The organism is Kitasatospora sp. NPDC058115 (genome assembly GCF_042884635.1).
Classification (GTDB): Bacteria; Actinomycetota; Actinomycetes; order Streptomycetales; family Streptomycetaceae; genus Kitasatospora.
This window is the reverse complement of sequence record NZ_JBHVTL010000006.1, coordinates 156,918-173,285: the sequence shown is the minus strand read 5'-3', so window position 1 is coordinate 173,285 and position 16,368 is coordinate 156,918. Positions and strand designations below refer to the sequence as shown.

Genomic DNA, 16,368 nt, shown 5'->3' with positions numbered 1-16,368 from the left:
CCGCGCTCCTCACCGGAGCGCGGGCCCTTGCGCGTCCGGCGCGTGGACCCGGTGGGACAGCGGTGTCACACTGGCGGTGTCACAGTGGTGGTGCGACGCGGCGGGAGGCGGGGGTGGAGGTGCGGCTGACGGTGGACGAGTTGGCGGCGCGGGCGGGGGTGACGGTGCGGACGGTGCGGTTCTACGGGACGAAGGGGCTGCTGCCGCCGCCGGTGCTGGGGGCGCGGCGGGTGGGGTGGTACGGGGCGGAACACCTGGACCGGCTGGGGCTGATCGAGGAGCTGCAGCGGCAGGGGCTGACGCTGGCCGCGATCGAGCGGTACCTGGCACGGCTGCCGCAGGGCACCACACCGTTGGACCTGGCGATCCACCGGGCGCTGGTGGCGTCGTGGACGCCGGAGGTGCCGGAGGAGGCGGGCCGGGCGGAGGTGGAGCGGCGGGCCGGGCGGCGGCTGTCGGAGGAGCAGGTGGACCGGCTGGCCGCGATGGGGGCGCTGGAGCGGACGGCGGACCCGGAGGTGTTCCGGGTGGACCCGGGGCTGCTGCCGCTGGGCGTGCGGATCCTGGACGTGCCGATCCCGCTGGAGACGCTGGTGGCGGCACGGGCGGTGGTGGTGGAGCACAGCCGGGCGACGGCGCGGGAGTTGCAGCGGCTGTTCCGGGAGACGGTGTGGAAGCCGTACCGGGAGAGCGAGCCGGCGCCGGACGACGTGGAGCGGATGAAGGCGCTCACCGACCACATCCGGCCGATGGTGGCGCAGGCGCTGGTCACCGCGTTCCAGAAGTCGCTGCGGGAGGAGCTGGACGCGGGGCCGGGCGGGGCGGCCGCGCAGGAGCGGCGGGCCGCCCCGCCCGAGCGGTGATCAGTCGGTGAAGGTGCGGCCCTCGGCGGCGATCCGCTCCAGCAGGGCGGGCGGCGCGAACCGCTCCCCGTACGCGGCGGCGAGTTCGCGGGCACGGGCCGCGAAGCCGGCCGGGCCGCCCGGGTAGCCGTTGATGTACTGGAGCACGCCGCCGGTCCAGGCCGGGAAGCCGATGCCGAGGATGGAGCCGACGTTGGCGTCCGCGACCGAGGTGAGCACGCCCTCCTCCAGGCAGCGCACCGAGTCCAGCGCCTCGCTGAACAGCATCCGCTCCTTGAGGTCCTCGAACGGGACGGCGGCGTCCGCGCGGGTGAAGTGCTCGCGCAGGCCCGGCCAGAGGCGGCCGCGCACCCCGTTCTCGTCGTACTCGTAGAAGCCGGCGCCGCCGCTGCGGCCGGGGCGGCCGAACTCGTCGACCATCCGGTCCACCACCGCGTCCGCCGGGTGGGCGGTCCACTCGCCGCCGGCCGCCTCGACGGCGCGCCGGTACTCGTTGCGGATCCTGCGCGGCAGGGTGAGGGTCAGCTCGTCGAGCAGCGAGAGCACCTTGGCCGGGTAGCCGGCCTGGGCGGCGGCCTGCTCGACGCTGGCCGGCTCGACGCCCTCGCCGATCATGGCGACGCCCTCGTTGATGAACTGGCCGATCACCCGCGAGGTGAAGAAGCCGCGCGAGTCGTTGACGACGATCGGCGTCCTGTTGATCTGCCGGACCAGGTCGAAGGCCCGGGCCAGCGCCTCGTCCCCGGTCCGCGGGCCGCGGATGATCTCCACCAGCCGCATCCTGTCGACCGGCGAGAAGAAGTGCAGGCCGATGAAGTCGGCGGAGCGCTGCACGCCCTCGGCGAGCAGGCCGATCGGCAGGGTGGAGGTGTTGGAGCAGAGCAGGGCGTCGGGGGCGACGACGCCCTCGATCTCCTGGAACACCTTGTGCTTCAGCTCGGGGTCCTCGAAGACCGCCTCGATGACCACGTCGCAGCCGGCCAGGTCGGCGGCCTCGGCGGTGGGGGTGATCCGGGCGAGCAGTTCGTCGCGCTGCGCCCCGGTGCGCCGCCCGCGCGCCACCGCCTTCGCCAGCAGGCCCTCGGAGTAGGCCTTTCCGCGCTCGGCGGCCTCCACGGTGACGTCCTTGAGCAGCACCTCGATGCCGGCCTCGGCGCAGACGTGGGCGATGCCGGCGCCCATCATCCCGGCGCCGAGCACCGCGACCTTGCGGACCGTCCGCTTCTCCACCGCAGCGGGCCGTCCGGCGCCGGAGTTGACGGCCTGGAGGTCGAAGAAGAGCGCCTGGATCATGTTCTTGCCGGTCTGTCCGCAGGCCAGCTCGGTGAAGTAGCGCGCCTCGATCACCATCGCGGTGTCGATGTCCACCTGGGCGCTCTCGACGGCGGCGGCGAGCACGTTGCGCGGCGCCGGGTAGGGGGCGCCGGCCAGTTGCTTGCGCAGGTTGGCGGGGAAGGCGGGCAGGTTGGCGGCGAAGGCCGGGGTGCTGGGGGTGCCGCCGGGGATCTTGTGGCCCTTGACGTCCCAGGGCTGGACGGGGGACGGGTTCGCCTCGATCCAGTCCCGCGCCCGGGCCGACAACTCCTCGGGGGTGTCGACGAGTTCGTGCACCAGGCCGTGTTCGAGGGCCTGCGCCGGGCGGTACTGGCGGCCCTGCAGCAGGAACTTCAGCAGGGCGTCGGTGATGCCGAACAGCCGGACGGTGCGGACGATTCCGCCGCCGCCGGGCAGCAGGCCGAGGGTGACCTCGGGCAGGCCGATCCGGCTCGCGGGGGTGTTCAGGGCGATCCGGTGGTGGCAGGCGAGGGCCAGCTCCAGGCCGCCGCCGAGCGCGCTGCCGTTGACCGCGGCGACGACCGGCCGGCCGAGGGTCTCCAGGGTGCGCAGGGCGCGCTTGATCCGCATCGACTTCTCGAAGACGGCGGCGGCGTCCTCGGGGCGGGCGGCGGAGAGCATCCGCAGGTCGCCGCCGGCGAAGAAGGTCTTCTTGGCGGAGGTGACGACCACGCCGCGCAGCTCGCCGGCGGCGGCGAGGCCGGCCAGGCGGGCGACGACGGCCTCGAAGTCGGCGGTGAACGCCTCGTTCATGGTGTTGACGGACTGGGCGGGGTCGTCGAGGACGAGGGTGACCACGCCGTCCCGGTCCTGCTCCCAGCGGATGGTGGTGGTGTCGCTCATGGGTTCGGGTCTCCGGAGGAGGTGGGGAGGAGGACGGGGGTCAGACGCGCTCGACGACGGTGGCGATGCCCATGCCGCCGCCCACGCAGAGGGTGGCCAGGCCGTAGCGCAGCTCGCGCCGCTCCAGCTCGTCGACGAGGGTGCCGATCAGCATCGCGCCGGTGGCGCCGAGCGGGTGGCCGAGGGCAATCGCGCCGCCGTTGACGTTCACCTGCTCCGGGGAGAAGCCCATCTCGCGGACGAAGCGCAGCGCGACGGCGGCGAAGGCCTCGTTGATCTCGACCAGGTCGATGTCGGCGGCGGTCAGCCCGGCCTTCGCGAGCGCCTTGCGGGTGGCGGGTGCCGGGCCGGTGAGCATGATGGTCGGCTCGGAGCCGGAGACGGCGGCGGAGACGATCCGGGCGCGCGGCCGCAGCCCGTAGCGCTCGCCGGTCTCGCGGTTGCCGATGGCGACCAGCGCGGCGCCGTCGACGATGCCGGAGGAGTTGCCGGCGTGGTGGACGTGGTCGATCGCCTCCACCCAGTGGTACTTCTGCAGGGCGACGGCGTCGAAGCCGCCGGCCTCGCCGATCGCGGCGAAGGAGGGCTTGAGGCCGGCGAGCGTCTCCACGGTGGTGCCGGGGCGGATGAACTCGTCGCGCTCCAGCACCACCAGGCCGTTGCGGTCGCGGACCGGGACCACCGAGCGGTCGAACAGGCCGTCGGCCTGGGCCTTGGCGGCGCGGGCCTGGGACTCGGCGGCGAACGCGTCGACGTCGGTGCGCGAGAAGCCCTCGATGGTGGCGATGAGGTCGGCGCCGATGCCCTGCGGCACGAAGTTGGTCTCGTAGGCCGTCATCGGGTCGGCGAACCAGGCACCGCCGTCCGAGGCCATCTTCACCCGGGACATCGACTCGACGCCGCCGGCCAGGACGAGGTCCTCCCAGCCGGAACGGACCTTGGCGGCGGCCAGGTTGACGGCCTCCAGGCCGGAGGCGCAGAAGCGGTTCTCCTGGACGCCGGCGACGGTGTCCGGCAGGCCGGCGGCGATGGCGGCGATCCGGGCGATGTCGGAGCCCTGGTCGCCGACCGGGCTGACCACGCCGAGCACGATGTCGTCGATCGCCGCCGGGTCGAGGTCCGGGAAGCGGCGGCGGATCTCGTGGATCAGGCCGACGACCAGGTCGATCGGCTTGGTGCCGTGCAGGGAGCCGGTGGCCTTGCCCCGGCCGCGCGGGGTTCGGATCGCGTCGTAGACGTACGCTTCGGTGGTCACGGTGGGGAGCCTTTCGGGGCGGGGGGTGACGGCGGAGCCGGGTGGTGGGGATCAGTCGAGGAGGGAGCGGCCCACGATCTCCTTCATGATCTCGGTGGTGCCGCCGTAGATGGTCTGGATGCGGCCGTCGGTGAACGCCCGGGCGACCGGGTACTCGGCCATGTAGCCGTAGCCGCCGTGGAGCTGGAGACAGCGGTCGGCGGTGCGCTTCTGCAGCTCGGTGGCCCACCACTTGGCCATCGAGGCGTCCGCCGGGGTGAGCGCGAAGCGGTTGTGCTCGGTGATGCAGCGGTCGACGAAGGTGCGGGTGACCGCGCACTCGGTGGCCAGTTCAGCGATCTCGAAGCGGACGTGCTGGAGCTTGGCCAGCGGCCGGCCGAACGCCTCGCGCTGCTTGACGTAGGCGGTGGTGAGCTCGACCAGGTGCTCGGCGCCGGCGATCGCGGAGGCGGCGATGGTGAGCCGCTCCTGCGCGAGGTTGCGCATCAGGTACAGGAAGCCCTGGTTGAGCTCGCCGAGCAGGTTCTCCTTCGGGACGCGGACGTCCCGGAAGAACAACTCGGCGGTGTCCTGGGCCTTCTGGCCGATCTTGTCGAGGTTGCGGCCGCGCTCGAAGCCGGGCGTGCCGCGCTCGACGACCAGCAGGCTGAGACCGTGCGCGCCGCCCTCGGCGGTGGTGCGGGCGACCACGACGACCAGGTCGGCGAGGATGCCGTTGGAGATGAACGTCTTGGCGCCGTCGAGCAGGAAGTGGTCCCCCCGGTCGACCGCCCGGGTGCGGATGCCCTGGAGGTCGGAGCCGGTGCCGGGCTCGGTCATCGCGATCGCGGTGATCAGCTCACCGGTGCAGAACCCGGGCAGCCAGCGGCGCTTCTGCTCCTCGGTGGCGAGCGAGGTGAGGTAGGGGCCGATGATGTCGTTATGCAGGCCGAGCGCCAGTCCGGAGGCGCCGGCCCGGGCGAACTCCTCGGCCAGCACGACGGCGTAGCGGAAGTCGGCGGTGCCACCGCCGCCGTACTCCTCGGGGACGGCGAGGCCGAGCAGGCCCTGCCGGCCGGCGGCCAGCCAGGCCGCGCGGTCGACGATGCCGGCCTGCTCCCAGCGGTCGTAGTGCGGTAGCACCTCCTTGGCGAGGAAGGACCGGACGGTGACCCGGAAGTCCTCGTGCTCGTCGGTGAAGAGGTCGCGTTGCACGGCAGGCTCCTTGGCGGGGTGGGGAGTTCAGGCGGTCGGCGGCGCGGCCGGCGGGTCCAGCCCGGGCACGCCCCAGTCGGCGGCCACCTCGGCGGCGTCGGCGCCCGGCCGGGCGGGCGGGCGGCGCAGCGCGCCGGGGGTGGCGGAGAACCGCGGGGCGGGGGCGGGCTGGGTGACGCCGTCCGCCTCGACGTACGTCCCCCGGCTCACCAGATGCGGATGGCGATGGGCCTGACGCATCGTCAGCACCGGCTCCACGCAGGCGTCGGAGCCCGCGAAGACGGCCTCCCAGGCGGCGCGCGGGCGGGTGGCGAAGCGCGCGGCGATCGCGGCCCGCAGCTCGGGCCAGCGGGCGGTGTCCCACTGGCCGGGGGCGTCCGGGCCGAGCTCCAGCAGCCGGGCGAACTCGGCGTAGAACTGCGGCTCCAGGGCGCCCACCGCAAGGTGGCCGCCGTCGGCGGCCGGGTAGACGGCGTAGAACGGCGCGCCGCCGTCCAGCAGGTTCACTCCGCGGCGGTCCTGCCACCGCCCGCCCGCCAGCAGGCCCTGGAGGACGGCGGTGAGGTGGGCGGCGCCGTCGACGACGGCGGCGTCGACGACCTGGCCGGCTCCGGTGGCGCGGGCGTGGTGCAGGGCGGCGAGCAGGCCGACGACCAGGTAGAGCGAGCCCCCGGCGTAGTCGCCGAGCAGGTTGGCGGGGATGCCGGGCGGCCCCTCGGCGGCGCCCGGGGCACCCGGGGCGTCGGCGTCGGGGGCGGGGGCGGGGGCGACCAGGCCGAGCGCACCCGAGACCGCCGCGTACCCGAGGTCGTGCCCGGCCCGGGCGGCCAGCGGCCCGTCCTGGCCCCAGCCGGTCATCCGCCCGTACACCAGCGCGGGGTTGCGGGCCAGGCAGGCCTCGGGCCCGACCCCGAGGCGCTCGGCGACGCCGGGCCGGTAGCCCTCGATCAGCAGGTCGGCGCGGGCGGCCAGGTCGAGCACCAGGCCCGACCCGCCCGGGGCCTTGAGGTCGACGACCACCGAGCGCTTGTTGCGGCCCGCGACGTCGTGGGCCGGGTCGATGCCCAGCGGCGAGGGTTCGGGCCGGTCGACCCGGACGACGTCGGCGCCGAGGTCGCCCAGCAGCATCGCGGCGAACGGCCCCGGGCCGATCCCGGCGAGCTCCACCACGCGCACGCCGGCCAGCGGTCCGCCGCGCTCGCCGCGCCCGCCACCGGCCCTGCCCTGTTCGGACGCCACTGCCCCTCCGGGGTCGAGGAAGTCTGACAGTAAAGCTGTCACACTCGCGATGATAGGGAAGCGACCGTTCAGTAACAAGACCTCTCCGCCTGTGCCGCGGCCCCCGGCGCACGCCGCGCGGCGACGCTCGCGGAGGGTGCCTCGGTACGTCTACGGACAGCCCGGTACCGTCGTCCCCGGCGGGGGGCTGCTGACCTCCCGTCGGATCCGGAGGAAGGAAGAGCAGCCGCACATGGTCTACCCAGGGTTCACCACCGGGCCGGTCGCGCCCAGTACCTCGCCGTTCGCCGCCCCCACGCCCCGGCCGACGCCCACCCCGGCCCCCGCCGCGGGCACGCCCGCCGCCACGCCGGGCCCGGTGCCGTCGCCCTCCCCCGGCGTGAACCCGGGCGGCACCACCACCCGGCTGGACCGCCCCTACGAGCTCAACGCCTCGGCCGGCATCGCCCGGCAGATCGCCGCCGACCTCGACAAGGCCAACGGCAAGGGCGGCAACAACCTCGCCGAGCACGCCTCCACCGCCGCCGGGAGGATCCGCGGCTTCGCCTTCGGCGGCGCGCTCACCGGCTCCACCGAGCGCTGGCTCCAGCAGTGCAAGACCCTGCACGACAAGCTGACCGGCACCGCCGACAACCTGGACGCCACCCAGCGCGCCTACCAGGCCAACGAGACGTCCATCGCCGGCCGGCTCGGCCGCCCCGGCCGCTGAGCCGCCGGGGAGAGGAGAGGAGCAACCCCCATGGTGTCCTTCAAGGAACTCCACGAGGCCGACTTCGCCGGCGTCACCGAGACCGCCGAGGCCTGGACCTCGATGGCGACCGCCCTCGACGCGCTGGACTCGCGCGTCGCCCGCGACCTCACCGGCACCCCGCAGCGGGCCGGCTGGGAGGGACCCGCCGCGATCCAGGCGGGCGCCACCCTCAAGGGCGTCGACACCGACGTCACCCAGGCCGCCGCGGTCGCCAAGGCGCTCGCCGCGATCATCCGCGACGCGGCCGCCGACTTCACCGCCGCCCGCAAGGCCCTCGACACCGCGATCCACGACGCCGAGACCCAGACCCTGACCGTCGGCGCCGAGGGCGACGTCCGCTGGCCGCCGATGCCCGGCTCGCACAACGACCCGGACGCCGGTCCGGCGATCAAGAAGTACGACGAGGAGATGAAGGCCAAGGCCGAGGCGATATCCGCCCGGCTCACCAAGGCCGTGCAACAGGCCACCGCCGCCGACCAGCGCGCCTCCGTCGCCCTGCAGACCGACATCGGCACCAGTACCACCGCCTTCAACGCCAAGCCCTACGGCGGCGGCGACGCAGCCGACGCCAGGCGCGCCGCCGACCTGCTGACCAAGGGCGGCAGCCTCTCCGACGACGAGCTGAAGCGGCTGCAGGACCTGATGGCCACCGGCTCCGGTTCCAAGGAGTTCTCCACCAGCCTGCTCAACAGCCTCAACGCCGGCGGCCACAAGGGCCCCGAGGCGCTGCTCGACTACGCCAAGGTCTACGGCGACCTCGCCCGGGGCGACCACAACGCCCAGCAGTACCAGGACCTCTACGGCAACCTCGGCCAGGTGCTCGCCACCGCCACCAAGGACGGCGGCATGGGCAAGGCCTGGGAGGACGACCTGCTCAAGGCCGCCCGCAAGCCGGGCGGATCGGCGGCCGGGTACAACGACAACTACCGGGCGCTCACCGAACTGATGGGCGCCAAGGGCGACTTCGACAAGCCGTTCCTCACCAGGGTCGGCAACGACCTGGTCGACTACGAGCGCGGCAGCAAACTCAAGGGCGAGGAGCTCTGGGGGCCGGACTACGGCAACGTCACCGGGAAGCAGGGCGACCCGATGCGCGGGCTGATGAAGGCGATGAGCCACAACCCGGAGGCGTCCAAGGAGTTCCTCGACCCGGGCGCCAACAAGAACCTCGACTACCTGTTCAAGGACCGCACGTGGCCCAACCAGGGCTACGAGCACAACCAGGTGGACGGCCTGGCCCGGGACACCTCGCGCGGCGCCTTCGGCGACGCCCTCCAGGCCGCCACCACCGGCCGCGACCCGCACGGCGACCAGCCGCCGGTCCGCCCGCACGACGAGGCGATGGCGCGGATCATGTCCGAGACCGTCACCCACTTCGGCGGCCCCAAGGCCGGCCACGAGAACGAGCTGCCCGCCGCGCTGCGCCGGCCGCTCGCCGAGATGATCGCCGACTACGCCCCCGACACCTACGAGATCCTCGGCAAGGAGACCGGCGGCACCTCCGAGACCAGCAAGCTCACCATCGGCCGGGAGCAGATGCTGCGGACCATCCGCGGGGTCGCCGAGGACCCCGAGGCGTTCAAGGTCGTCCACTACGCGGAGAGCCAGGAGGTCGCCCGGCGGCTGAACGAGTACCCCGCCGAGGCCTTCCAGCCGGACCAGACCGGGCGGCCCGACCACAAGATCCAGGGCTTCACCCGCGAGGCCGGCGAGGTGATGGGCACCCTCAGCGGTGTGCGCACCGACGTCATCGCCGACCACCGGGACGACGCGATCTTCCGCAACAACTGGAACGCCAAGATGGACTACCACCTGCTCGGCGCCCCGGTCACGCCCGTCCCGATGGTCGGCGACGCGGTCCAGCGGCTCGTGGACGTCGGCACCTCCGTCTACGCCAACAACCTCAACAACGACGAGAGCCTGAAGGCCACCGAGCAGATCTCGGACACCTTCCGGGCCGGCGACGAGCAGCTCAAGGCGATGATCCGGGAGCGCGCCCTGGCCGCCGGCATCCCGAAGGAGGAGGTCAACGCCACCGGCGGGGTCACCACCACGCTGCTGACCGACGTCAACGCGAGCTACCAGACCGGCGTCGACGACGCGTACCGCCGCGCACTGGGGCGGAGCTGATGAACCGATGAGCGGACCGACGCAGGAACACCAGGAAGACCGGGAGCACCGGCAGGACCGGCAACACCGGCCCGTGGGCGAGCGGGTCGACACGGCGCTGAGCAGGCGCGGGTTCACCACCCGGTCGCTGCGGCTGCGGGCGGGCGGGGTGCTGCTGGCGATCACGGCCGGGGCGGCCGGGCTGCTGCTGTTCGGGTACACCAACGTGCTCGGCCCGGACCGCGTGTGCGGGGGCGCGGCGAGCGCGGACGCCGTGCACGCCGCGCTGGGACCGGGGCGGATCAGCGAGGAGAAGTCCCCCGGCTACTCCCCCACCGCCGTCGACCCGACGCAGTACTGCCGCGCCACCGTGGACTTCGGCCTGTTCGGGGACACCGGGAAGAGCGTCGGGTTCGGGCTCTCGGTGAACCGGAGCGTGGGCGCCGAATCCCGCCCGGGGGCACGGCTCTTCGCCGACCACGGTGCCGTGGGCGCGGTGACCCCGGGTGGCGCCTGGGCGCTGCTTCCGGAAGGCTGCCCCACCGGACTGCGGGCCTCGGTCGGCACCGGACACGACGGGAAGGACGGCGACCACGCGGAAGGCATCGCCCGGCTCGCCGTCGAGCTCGCCGGCCTCGCCGCGAAGGACCGCACCTGCGGCACCGCACCGCCCGCGCCGACGACGCTCTCCCCGGCGGGCGCCGAGCAGCCGGTCGACTGGAACAACCTCTGCGGCCTCCCCGGCATGGCGGTCGCCAAGGCGCCCGACGCGGACCACGAGGACTGGTACCGCCAGCAGGCCACCACGGCGTTCTCCCCCGTCTGGTCCTGCACCGTGACCGACCGGCCGACCGGGAGGCCCGTGGCCTCGTTCGTGGTCGTCACCGAGCCCCGGGTGGTGGACCTCCCGGCGGACCAGGAGCGCTCCACGGCGTTCGGCCGCAGCACGTGGGCCGGCACCGGGAACGAGGACGTGGTGGCCCTCTGCCAGGGCCGCAGGACGTACTTCCACTACGAGGAGCGCCCCGCACCGGCCCTCCGCAGCCAGCACCTGCTGCCCGACACCGGGGCCGTCTGGACGCAGTTCCTGACCGCCGCCGGGAAGGCGATCGGCTGCGAGCCGATCGTTCCCTAGCGGCCTCCGTCCTCCCCGGGGACCGCCCGTCCCCCCTCGGGTTCCCCCCGGCGGGGGAGGCGGATCGGATGGCCGGAGGAGGTGCGGGCGGACGGGTGCGCGGGAGCGTGGGGGCATGACCTCGACGCTTCCGCTCCTGTCCACGGCCCCGGCCGCCGCACCCGCCGCCGCACCCGCCGCCGCACCCGCGCCCGTCGGCCGGGTGCGGACGGCGGCGGCCGTGGTGGCCGTCGCCGCGACCGTTCCCTACCTCACCCTCAAGCTGCTCTGGCTCACCGGTCACCCGGTCGGGGCCGGGGACGCCGATGCCATGGACGACCTGTGGCTCCTCAACCTGCTCACCTTCGGCATGGACGCCGTCGCCGTCGTCCTGGCCCTGGCGTTCGTCCGGCCGTGGGGGCGGCGCGCGCCCGCCGGGCTGCTGGCCTTCCCGATGTGGGTCGCGACCGGACTGCTCGGCACCCTGCTCGTCGCGCTTCCGCTCGTCCTGCTCGCCGCCCTGGTGCTCGGCCCGGAGGCGGCGGGGGCCGGGAAGGACGACGGGCCGAGCGGCTGGGTGTTCACCCTCGTCTACGGCGGCTTCGCCGTCCAGGGGCTGGCGCTGATCACCGGGTTCCTGCTGTACGCGCGGGAGCGCTGGGCCGGGCTGCTGCGCCGCGACCGGATCGGCGACCTGCCGCACTCCCCCACGCTGAGCACCCAGCGGGCCTTCGCCTGCGCGGCCGCGCTGCTCGCCGCCGGGGTCGCGGCGGCCCGGCTGTACTGGGCGTTCGGCGGGGCGGCCGGGCTGCCGGTGGCGTGGCGGGAGGAGCGCGGCCGGAGCGTGGCGGTCATGGACGCGGTGACGGCCGCGATGGCGGTGGCCGCGGCGGCGGCGCTGCTGGTGCTGGTGTTCCGGCGCCGGCCGGAGTGGCGGCTGCGCGGGCCGCTCGCGGTGGTGTGGACCGCCGCCGGGTCGGTGTTCGCCTGGGGCGCCTGGCAGTTGGTGGCGTTCGGGACGACGGTCAGCGCCTCCGCCGACCCGCGCGAGGCGGTGCCGGGGCTGCTGCCGCTGGTGGAGGCGGTGCAGGTGGTGACCGGGCTGCTGGTGCTGGCCGTGGGTGCGGTCGCGCTGGTGGAGCGGGCGGCGGCGGGAGCCGTCCCGGACACCGCCTGGGCGACGACGACCGGCCTCCCGGCCGGGGGTGCTGACGTAGAGTCGGCGGAGTGATCACGGGGGCGGGTCGGGAGTCGGAGGGGAGCGGCGGCGGGGCGCTGCGGCGGGCGGCGGGTGCGCTGCTCGGGCGGCGGGCCCGGCTGCGCTGGGTGCACCTGGTGCTCGGCGGGGCGCTGCTGATGCCGTACTGGATGCTCTCGACGGTCGCGCTGGGCGCGCTGGATCCGCGCAAGGGCTCGTTGGCGCAGGTCCTGCTCTACTTCGCCGCGCTCGGCGCCTCGCTGCCGATGGCCGCCGTCACCGCCCTGGTCCCGACCGTCCGGGCGCTGGAGGGTGCGGCGGCCCTGGCCCTGTGCGCGCCCCGGCGGGCGGCGGAGGTGGTCACCGGCCCCGCGCGGTCCTGGGCGGCGCGGCGGCGGACGGCCGGGTGGTTCGTGCTGCACCTGCTGTTCGGCGGCGTCGTCAGCGGGATGACGCTGGCCGGGGCGCCGTTCGCGGTGGTGCTGATCCTGCGGCCGACCGGCTTCGAGGAGATGGTTCGGTTCTGGGAGGAGCGCGGCGTGCCGGGCTGGCTGCCCGGCCCGGTGCTGGGCGTGGCACTGCTGGCCCTGATCGTCGGCACCAGCGCCGGTCTCGGCGCACTGCTGGCGCGGTGGGCGCCCGTGCTGCTCGGCCCGACCCCGGACGAGCGGCTGGCCACCGCCGAACGGCGGGCCGTCGTGCTCGCCCAGCGCAACCGGCTGGCCCGTGAACTGCACGACTCGGTCGGCCACGCGCTGAGCGCCGTCGGCATCCAGGCCTCGGCCGCCGCCCGGGTGCTGCGCACCGATCCGGAGTTCGCGGCGCAGGCGCTGGCCGCCATCGAGGAGACCGCGCGCGGCGCCGTCGCCGAACTGGACGCGGTGCTGGGGCTGCTGCGCGAGGAGGACGGCGACGCGGCGGGGCCCGCCGGACCGACCCTCGCCGGGCTGGAGGACCTGCTGCGGCAGCTGGCCCGCACCGGGCTGGCGGTGGACGCCGAGCTGGCCCCCGGCCTGGACCGGCTGCCGGCCGCGTTCTCCCGCGAGGCCTACCGGATCGTCCAGGAGGGCCTGACCAATGTGCTGCGGCACGCCGGCCCGGCCGGTTCCGAACCGGCCCGGCTGCGGGTCGCCCCGGCCGGGGGGCGGCTGGAGATCGAACTGACCAACCCGCTCGGCCGGTCACGGCCCAGCCGGCCCGGCGGCGGACGCGGGCTGCGCGGGATCGGCGAGCGCGCGGCGGCGCTGCGCGGCGGCTGCGAGGCCGGGCCGGTGGACGACGGGACGACGTGGCGGCTGGCCGTCTGGCTGCCGGTGGGAGGAGAGCGTTGAACAGCAACGGCAACAGCAAGAGCAGCGGGAGCGGGAGCGCGGGCGGGCCGGTCCGGGTGGTGATCGCCGACGACGAACGGCTGGTGCGCACGGGGCTGCGGGTGGTGATCGACGCCGAGCCGGACCTCACGGTGGTCGGCGAGGCGGCCGACGGCGCCGAGGTGGTGCCGCTGGTGCGCGCGCTGCGGCCGGAGGTGGTGCTGATGGACGTGCGGATGCCGGGGATCGACGGCATCCGGGCCACCGAGCAGTTGGTCGCCGGGATGGCCGAACCGCCCCGGATCCTGGTGGTCACCACCTTCGAGCACGACGACCACGTGTACGACGCGCTGCGGGCGGGGGCGGCCGGGTTCCTGCTGAAGCGGGCACGGGCCGAGGAGATGGTGCAGGCGGTGCGGCTGATCGCGCGCGGCGACTCGCTGCTGTTCCCGGCGGCCGTGCGCGACCTCGCCCTGCGGTACGCGGCGCCGGCCGCACGGACCTCCCGTCCGGCGCCCGAACGCGGCCCGGTCGGGCGGCTCACCGAGCGGGAGGGGCAGGTGCTGCGGCTGATGGCGGCCGGGCTCAACAACGGGGAGATCGCCGCGAGGCTGGTGCTCAGCCAGGAGACGGTGAAGACGCACGTGGGCGGCGTGCTGGCCAAGCTGGGCGCGCGGGACCGCACCCAGGCGGTGATCGCGGCGTACGAGTCGGGGTTCGTGCTGCCGGGCTGACGGGGAACCGGCGGGGGCGGGACCCGGCGGGTGCGCGGCCGGGGGCGGGGTGCGCGGCCGGGGGCGGTGGCCGGCCGGTCCCGCTCAGATCCGCCAGGACCGGATCCGGTCGGCCGCCGCGAAGACGTCCGCCCGCCCCTCGGCGATGTCCCGGGCCAGCTCCACCAGCGCCCCGTACGGCGGGTCGATGCCCTCGCCGGCCGCGTGCATGTACGCCGCCGTCGTCATGCAGGCGTACAGGTTGTTGCGCACGGGGAGCGGCCGCAGCAGCACGATCGTGTGCATCAGGGTGGCCGCGCACCATGCCGGATCCGCGTCGTGGCCGAGCTGTGCGGTGTTCACCCGGTGCCGGGCGACGGCCGCCTGCAGCGCCGAGTAGTCCCGCACGCTGAGGTCCTCCGGCGAGGCCAGCTCCTGGACGTCGAGCAGCCAGCGCAGATCGACCCGCAGCAGCATCATCGCGGCACCCCGGTCGCCCGCCCCTCCCCGCCCCGCCCGCTCAGGCGGCCGGCGCGTCCTCCGGGAACTCCCGGTCGAACTCCTCGCGGTGCGCGTTCCAGAAGGCCACCGCGTGGGAGACGAACACCCGGCGCTGCTGCTCCCGCACACTCAGGTCGTGCACATACGCCTTGACACTCTTGCCGTCGGCGGCGGCCGCCTCGCGGATCGCGGCGAGCTCGTGCTCCGTGTACTCGATGTTGAGTGCTGGCATGGCGCCGATGGTACTGGAGCGCACGGGAGTTGGACACCGAGCCGGTGACCCCGACGCCGCTGCGGCCGGGTGTACGCCGCCGGTCGGAGCCCGGCGCGCCCGGCGTACCTCCATGGTCCCGGTGCGGACCGCTCCGCAGGCTGACGTGCGGCGGCTCCACCGGTCCGTACCGTCGACCCGTGGGCGGCGGAGGGGTTCCGCGGGGGAGGCCCGGACCTGGAGACGGCAGGGGACGGCATGGGTATCGAACGGCGGAGGCCGGTGGCCCGGGCGGCGGCGATCACGGCGGTCGCGCTCGCGGTCACGGCGGGCACGGTCGGCGCGGCGGGCGCGGCGGGCGCGGCGGCGGACGGGGACGGCCCGGCCCAACGGCCGGGCGTCAACCGGCTGGAGGGCGTCTGGCAGGTGGACGGCTACGGCACGATCGCGGAGATCCACGGCACCACCCTCACCACCTACGACGTGACCAGGATCAGCTGCACCCCGGGGTTCCTGGACGGCGCCCAGGTCGGCGCTCCCGGCCACGGCGGCGCCGTCCGGTACGGCCGGCCCGGCAAGGGGTACGGGGAGCTGACCGTCACGCCCCGGGGGCGCGACCGGGCCGTGTACAAGGAGGACGGCGCCAGCTCGGCCAAGGACCTCTCCCGGCTGCCCGGGCTGCCGGCCCGATGCACCCGTCCGGCGCCGCAGGACCCGCTCGCGGTCTTCGACCGGTTCTGGGCGACCTTCGAGGAGAACTACCCCTTCTTCGCCGCCAAGGGCGTGGACTGGAAGGCCCGGGGCGCGCAGGCCCGGGCGACCATCACCCCGGGGACCGACACCACCGCGCTCGCGGGGATCATCACGGGCCTGCTCGAACCGCTCGGCGACGCGCACACCTTCCTCGGCCGCAAGGCGGCCGACGGCGGCTACGACCTGGTCTTCGGGGGGCTGCGCCCGGGCACCCAGGAGCCGAGCGACCAGCTGCGGGAGCAGGCGGGCCGGGCGGTCGCCGCCCAGCTCCTCGCCCCGGAGCAGACCTTCGGCCGCGGCCGGCTGGGTGTCGGCGAACTGCCGGGCGGCATCGGCTACCTGCGGGTCAGCAGCTTCGACGGGTACGTCGACGACGGCCCCTACCAGGCCCACGCGGCCGAGCTGGACAGGGCGCTGGACGCCCTGCTCGCCCACCCCGAGCGGCTCAACGGCCTGGTGATCGACCTCCGGCTGAACGGCGGCGGCTCGGACGAACTGGGCCTGCGGATCGCCTCCCGGCTCACCGACCGGCCCTTCCTCGCCTACCGCAAGGTGGCGCGCAACGACCCGGCCGACCCGACCGCCTTCACCCGGCCCCAGGCGGCGACCGTCCGCCCCGCCGCCGGGGCGGCCCGCTACACCGGGCCGGTCGCCCTGCTCACCGCCGGCTCGACGGTGAGCGCGGGCGAGACCTTCACCCAGGCGATGGCGGAACGGCGCCCGGCACCGGTGCGGATCGGCGAGAACACCCAGGGCGTCTTCTCCGACGTCATGCTCAAGCCGCTCTCCGACGACCTGCTCGCCGGCCTGCCGAACGAGAAGTTCCTCACCCGCGACGGCAGCACCTTCGACGGCCCGGGCATCCCGCCGGACGTCCGCACCCCGGTCTTCACCCCGGAGGAGCTGGCCGGGCTGAAGGACTCCGCCCTGACCGAGGCCCGGCGGCTGCTCGCCGCCGGGGCCGGCCGCCGCTGAGCCG

14 protein-coding genes are annotated in these 16,368 nt (G+C 75.0%); 8 read left to right on the top strand and 6 right to left on the bottom strand.

All coding sequences use genetic code 11. From position 1 onward, the window contains the following. The first annotated feature begins 113 nt into the window (after nucleotides 1-113). Nucleotides 114-863, top strand: a complete 750-nt coding sequence (locus ACFVVL_RS08585) for a MerR family transcriptional regulator (protein WP_380294653.1) — start codon at nucleotides 114-116, stop codon at nucleotides 861-863. Here ACFVVL_RS08585 and ACFVVL_RS08580 read toward each other — a convergent pair whose 3' ends face one another. From ACFVVL_RS08580 to ACFVVL_RS08565, 4 genes are read right to left on the bottom strand one after another with little or no spacing between them, the layout of a single operon-like run. Continuing rightward, the gene (locus ACFVVL_RS08580) at nucleotides 864-3,041 is read right to left on the bottom strand and encodes a 3-hydroxyacyl-CoA dehydrogenase NAD-binding domain-containing protein (RefSeq protein ID WP_387672535.1); all 2,178 of its coding nucleotides are present in this window, start codon (nucleotides 3,039-3,041) and stop codon (nucleotides 864-866) included. Between the two features lie 40 nt (nucleotides 3,042-3,081). Next, nucleotides 3,082-4,296, bottom strand: a complete 1,215-nt coding sequence (locus tag ACFVVL_RS08575) for an acetyl-CoA C-acetyltransferase (protein ID WP_387672533.1) — start codon at nucleotides 4,294-4,296, stop codon at nucleotides 3,082-3,084. Between the two features lie 51 nt (nucleotides 4,297-4,347). Further along, the gene (locus tag ACFVVL_RS08570) at nucleotides 4,348-5,490 is read right to left on the bottom strand and encodes an acyl-CoA dehydrogenase family protein (RefSeq protein ID WP_387672530.1); all 1,143 of its coding nucleotides are present in this window, start codon (nucleotides 5,488-5,490) and stop codon (nucleotides 4,348-4,350) included. Between the two features lie 27 nt (nucleotides 5,491-5,517). Beyond that, a complete protein-coding gene (locus tag ACFVVL_RS08565) occupies nucleotides 5,518-6,729 on the bottom strand; it encodes a CaiB/BaiF CoA transferase family protein (RefSeq protein ID WP_387672527.1) in 1,212 nt (403 codons plus the stop codon). A gap of 232 nt (nucleotides 6,730-6,961) precedes the next feature. Here ACFVVL_RS08565 and ACFVVL_RS08560 point away from each other — a divergent pair, with 232 nt between their 5' ends. The 6 genes from ACFVVL_RS08560 (at nucleotide 6,962) to ACFVVL_RS08535 (ending at nucleotide 13,945) form a co-directional block, all read left to right on the top strand. Continuing rightward, complete coding sequence (locus tag ACFVVL_RS08560; RefSeq protein WP_387672524.1) at nucleotides 6,962-7,438, top strand: hypothetical protein; 477 nt, start codon at nucleotides 6,962-6,964, stop codon at nucleotides 7,436-7,438. 30 nt (nucleotides 7,439-7,468) lie between these two features. Beyond that, on the top strand, nucleotides 7,469-9,610 hold the full coding sequence (locus ACFVVL_RS08555) for a DUF6571 family protein (protein WP_387672522.1): 2,142 nt from the start codon (nucleotides 7,469-7,471) through the stop codon (nucleotides 9,608-9,610). Nucleotides 9,611-9,617: 7 nt separating this feature from the next. Then, nucleotides 9,618-10,724 carry a hypothetical protein gene (locus ACFVVL_RS08550; RefSeq protein WP_387672520.1) on the top strand — a complete coding sequence of 369 codons (1,107 nt, stop codon included), beginning with the start codon at nucleotides 9,618-9,620 and terminating at the stop codon, nucleotides 10,722-10,724. 115 nt (nucleotides 10,725-10,839) lie between these two features. Continuing rightward, entirely contained in the window at nucleotides 10,840-11,934 is a 1,095-nt protein-coding gene (locus tag ACFVVL_RS08545; protein WP_387672518.1) for a hypothetical protein, read from the top strand. Beyond that, nucleotides 11,931-13,232, top strand: coding sequence for a histidine kinase (locus tag ACFVVL_RS08540; RefSeq protein ID WP_387672515.1), 1,302 nt, complete (start codon nucleotides 11,931-11,933; stop codon nucleotides 13,230-13,232). The genes ACFVVL_RS08545 and ACFVVL_RS08540 overlap by 4 nt, the downstream gene beginning before the upstream one ends. Next, nucleotides 13,229-13,945, top strand: coding sequence for a response regulator (locus ACFVVL_RS08535; protein ID WP_387672512.1), 717 nt, complete (start codon nucleotides 13,229-13,231; stop codon nucleotides 13,943-13,945). Before ACFVVL_RS08540 ends, ACFVVL_RS08535 begins: the two co-directional genes overlap by 4 nt. Nucleotides 13,946-14,029: 84 nt before the next feature. Here ACFVVL_RS08535 and ACFVVL_RS08530 read toward each other — a convergent pair whose 3' ends face one another. After that, complete coding sequence (locus ACFVVL_RS08530) at nucleotides 14,030-14,401, bottom strand: toxin Doc (RefSeq protein WP_380294661.1); 372 nt, start codon at nucleotides 14,399-14,401, stop codon at nucleotides 14,030-14,032. Nucleotides 14,402-14,444: 43 nt separating this feature from the next. Then, nucleotides 14,445-14,657, bottom strand: a complete 213-nt coding sequence (locus tag ACFVVL_RS08525; RefSeq protein ID WP_344322900.1) for a hypothetical protein — start codon at nucleotides 14,655-14,657, stop codon at nucleotides 14,445-14,447. 237 nt (nucleotides 14,658-14,894) lie between these two features. Here ACFVVL_RS08525 and ACFVVL_RS08520 point away from each other — a divergent pair, with 237 nt between their 5' ends. After that, the gene (locus ACFVVL_RS08520; protein WP_387672509.1) at nucleotides 14,895-16,364 is read left to right on the top strand and encodes a S41 family peptidase; all 1,470 of its coding nucleotides are present in this window, start codon (nucleotides 14,895-14,897) and stop codon (nucleotides 16,362-16,364) included. The last annotated feature ends 4 nt before the right edge of the window (nucleotides 16,365-16,368 follow it).

Bases quoted from the DNA above. Each gene is read 5' to 3' on its own strand.
- ACFVVL_RS08580 (WP_387672535.1), bottom strand. From the start codon at position 3,041: ATGAGCGACACCACCACCATCCGCTGGGAGCAGGACCGGGACGGCGTG.
- ACFVVL_RS08560 (WP_387672524.1), top strand. From the start codon at position 6,962: ATGGTCTACCCAGGGTTCACCACCGGGCCGGTCGCGCCCAGTACCTCG.
- ACFVVL_RS08555 (WP_387672522.1), top strand. From the start codon at position 7,469: ATGGTGTCCTTCAAGGAACTCCACGAGGCCGACTTCGCCGGCGTCACC.
- ACFVVL_RS08550 (WP_387672520.1), top strand. From the start codon at position 9,618: ATGAGCGGACCGACGCAGGAACACCAGGAAGACCGGGAGCACCGGCAG.
- ACFVVL_RS08545 (WP_387672518.1), top strand. From the start codon at position 10,840: ATGACCTCGACGCTTCCGCTCCTGTCCACGGCCCCGGCCGCCGCACCC.
- ACFVVL_RS08530 (WP_380294661.1), bottom strand. From the start codon at position 14,401: ATGCTGCTGCGGGTCGATCTGCGCTGGCTGCTCGACGTCCAGGAGCTG.
- ACFVVL_RS08525 (WP_344322900.1), bottom strand. From the start codon at position 14,657: ATGCCAGCACTCAACATCGAGTACACGGAGCACGAGCTCGCCGCGATC.
- ACFVVL_RS08520 (WP_387672509.1), top strand. From the start codon at position 14,895: ATGGGTATCGAACGGCGGAGGCCGGTGGCCCGGGCGGCGGCGATCACG.